The sequence below is a fragment of the Planomonospora algeriensis genome (assembly GCF_977012225.1).
Genome location: NZ_CDRNDK010000608.1, coordinates 1 through 3,137, shown reverse-complemented (window position 1 = coordinate 3,137; position 3,137 = coordinate 1). Strand labels below are relative to the sequence as shown.

General features: G+C 71.8%; 3 protein-coding genes. All 3 read right to left on the bottom strand.

Going from position 1 to position 3,137, the window contains the following annotated elements:
* Window positions 1-977, bottom strand: a 977-nt coding sequence (locus ACWJ6R_RS33270; RefSeq protein WP_449066023.1) for a [protein-PII] uridylyltransferase family protein, incomplete at its 3' end; no start/stop codon positions are given.
* A 3-nt stretch (window positions 978-980) separates the two neighbouring features.
* Complete coding sequence (locus ACWJ6R_RS33265) at window positions 981-1,319, bottom strand: P-II family nitrogen regulator (protein ID WP_068895019.1); 339 nt, start codon at window positions 1,317-1,319, stop codon at window positions 981-983.
* The gene (locus ACWJ6R_RS33260; RefSeq protein WP_449066022.1) at window positions 1,316-2,632 is read right to left on the bottom strand and encodes an ammonium transporter; all 1,317 of its coding nucleotides are present in this window, start codon (window positions 2,630-2,632) and stop codon (window positions 1,316-1,318) included. Before ACWJ6R_RS33260 ends, ACWJ6R_RS33265 begins: the two co-directional genes overlap by 4 nt.
* Between the last annotated feature and the right edge of the window lie 505 nt (window positions 2,633-3,137).

The following is a 3,137-nucleotide window of genomic DNA, read 5'->3' as shown; positions in this document are numbered from 1 at the left end:
CGGGTCCTTGCGCGGATCTGCCCCGCGGGCGAGCACGACCTCCCCGCCGTGCTCGACGACACCGTCGGCGAGCGGCCGGCGGCCCCGCGGCGCGGCCCCGACAGCAGCCGGTCCACGGTGCGCCAGGTGCCGTCGAAGGCGTGCGCGATCGTCCGGCCCGCCTCGGCGAGCCTGCGCATGAGCGCCTCGGCGTCGAGCAGGCCCAGGATCCCGGCGACCGCGTCCTGCTCCTGCAGGACGAGCCGGTCGGCGCCGCGCGCCGTCACCAGGTGCAGGCCGTGCCGGACGTCCAGCAGGAGCTCGTAGGCCTCGCGGACCCGGGGGCCCGGGGCCGAGGCGACCCAGGCGGCGGCCACGGCCTGCATCGCCTGGACGTCGCGGAGCCCGCCGTGCGCGTCGCGCAGGTCGGGTTCGAGCAGGAAGGCGAGTTCCCCGCTGGTCTCCGCCCGCCGGTCCGCGGCCTCGCGCAGCTCGCCCAGCCGCCGCCGGGAGTCGGCCCGCCACTCGGCGAGCACGGTCTCGCGCGCCGCGCGCGTCAGCTCGGGGTCCCCGGCCACGTGCCGGGCCTGGATCAGCCCGAGCACCGCCTTGAGGTCCTCCCGGGCGACCTTCGCCGCCTCCTCCACGGTCCGGACCGAGTGGTCGAGGCGGACCCCGGAGTCCCAGACCGGATACCAGACGCGGTCGGCGACGCGGCCGATGTCCTCGCGTCCGTCGTGCAGCAGGACCAGGTCCAGGTCACTGCCCGGGGCCAGCTCCGAGCGGCCCAGGCTCCCGACCGCGACGAGCGCGACCCCGCCGAAGACGCTGCGGGCGCCGCGCTCGTCGCCGTTCCTGCCGTCCCGGAGGTCCGGCCCCTTCCCGGGACGCCCGTACGGCGTGCCGCAGGCGGTGCGGAGCAGGTCCGTCAGCCAGCGGTCGACGTCCGCGGCCCGCTCCCTGCGGGCCGCGGCGTACGAGCGAGTCTCGCCTCTCACCGGTCAGAGCGCCTCAGGGCCGCGCTCGCCGGTACGGACCCGGACGACGGTGTCCACCGGGACGGACCAGACCTTGCCGTCACCGATCTTGCCGGTCTGCGCCGCCTTGACGATGACGTCGATCACGTCCTCGGCGTCCTCCTCCTCGGCGAGCACCTCCAGCCGGACCTTGGGCACCAGGTCCACCTGGTACTCGGCGCCCCGGTAGACCTCGGTGTGCCCGCGCTGGCGGCCGTAGCCGCTGGCCTCGCTGACCGTCATGCCCTTGACGCCGAACTGCTCCAGGGCCGCCTTCACGTCGTCGAGCTTGAAGGGCTTGATGACCGCGGTGATGAGTCTCATGCTTCCACCTTCTTGGCGGCCGGAACCACGGCCGGGCCGTTGGGGGACGCCACTCCGGAGGAGTGGACGGTGCCGAGGTCGTAACCGGTCTCGGCGTGGGTGGTGATGTCGATGCCCGCGACCTCGTCCTCCTGCGAGATCCGGAAGCCCATCGTCTTGTCGACCACCTTGGCGATGATCCACGAGACGATGAAGGAGTAGGCGCCGACCGCGACCGGGCCGAGCACCTGCACCCCGAGCTGGGAGATCGGTCCGCCGTAGAGCAGGCCCTTCTCCTGGCCGTCGGCGAACGGGTAGGCGGCGACGAAGCCCAGCGCCACCGCGCCGACGACACCGCCGACCATGTGCACGCCGACCACGTCGAGCGAGTCGTCGTAGCCGAGCCTGTACTTCAGGCCGACGCCGTAGGCGCAGGCCACGCCGGCGAGCGCGCCGATGACGAACGCGGCCCAGGGGTCGACGAAGCCGCAGGCCGGGGTGATCGCGACCAGGCCGGCCACCGCGCCGGAGGCGACGCCGAGGGTGGTGGAGTGGCCGTCGCGGAGCTTCTCCACCAGCAGCCAGGCGCCGGCCGCCACCGCGGTGGCGATCTGGGTGTTCATGAACGCCAGGCCGGTGGTGCCGTCCACGGCGAGCTCGGAGCCCGCGTTGAAGCCGAACCAGCCGAACCAGAGCAGGCCCGCACCGAGCAGGACGAGCGTGAGGTTGTGCGGCCGCATCGGGTCCTTGCGCCACCCGACGCGCTTGCCGACGACCAGCGCGACCGCCAGGGCCGCGGCTCCGGCGTTGATGTGCACGACCGTGCCGCCGGCGAAGTCCTCGATGCCGAGGTTGCTCAGCCAGCCGCCGCCCCAGACCCAGTGGGCCACGGGGAAGTAGACGACGGTCGCCCAGACGAGCGCGAAGACCACCCAGGCGCCGAACTTGACCCGGTCGGCGAGCGCGCCGCTGATCAGTGCGACGGTGATGATCGCGAAGGTCATCTGGAAGGCGGAGAAGACGAGGCTGGGCATGCCCGTGCCGTCGTCCTTGGTCGCGGTGTCGACGAGCCCGCTCAGGCCGAGATTGTCGAGGCCGCCGACGAGCTTGTTGAGGAAGCCGCCGTCGCCGGCCGTGTCGAAGGCCAGCGAGTGTCCGTAGAGGACCCAGGCGACCGTCACCACGATGATGCTCACCCACGACATCATCATCATGTTGAGGACGCTCTTGGCCCTGGTCATGCCCCCGTAGAAGAACGCGAGGCCCGGCGTCATGAGCAGTACGAGCGCGGTGCTCATGAGCATCCAGGCAGTGGAGCCGCCATCGATCTTCATCTGATGCGACCCTCCTTCCGATTGGCGTGTGGCCGGTTGTGCAGTCGCAGTGGGCGCTTCCAGGGCTTCGTCGACCGGCCGCGCACTGACGTACCTGACGGACGGGGTCCGCCTCGCCCCGCGGGCCCCGGTCCGCTCACGCGTTCCGACCGGTTCCGCCAAGGTTTTCCCTTCCGTGCGCCACAGCGTCTTCTCCCGCCGTTTCGGGGCACGACCGCGCATGTTTCACATCTGTGAAACCCGCCGGGATGATGTTTCGACCTCGTTTCGGACAGCTCACACGCCAAAGAACAACCACCCGGAACCACATCCGGACATGGCCGGGTCCTTGCTCGGCGGAGGTTCGGCCTTGTCCCATTCGGGTGGTGGCCGGTGCCGGTGCTTCGTGATGGTTTTTCTTGGTGCGCACGGAGGCGGGCCGGTGGTCCTGGCGGCCGTCTCAGCTGGGCTCCGGTGGTTTCCGGCCTCCGGCCTGGGCCCGGGCGCGCGGGGTCCGGTGCTTTAT

Bases quoted from the DNA above. Each gene is read 5' to 3' on its own strand.
- ACWJ6R_RS33265 (WP_068895019.1), bottom strand. From the start codon at position 1,319: ATGAGACTCATCACCGCGGTCATCAAGCCCTTCAAGCTCGACGACGTG.
- ACWJ6R_RS33260 (WP_449066022.1), bottom strand. From the start codon at position 2,632: ATGAAGATCGATGGCGGCTCCACTGCCTGGATGCTCATGAGCACCGCG.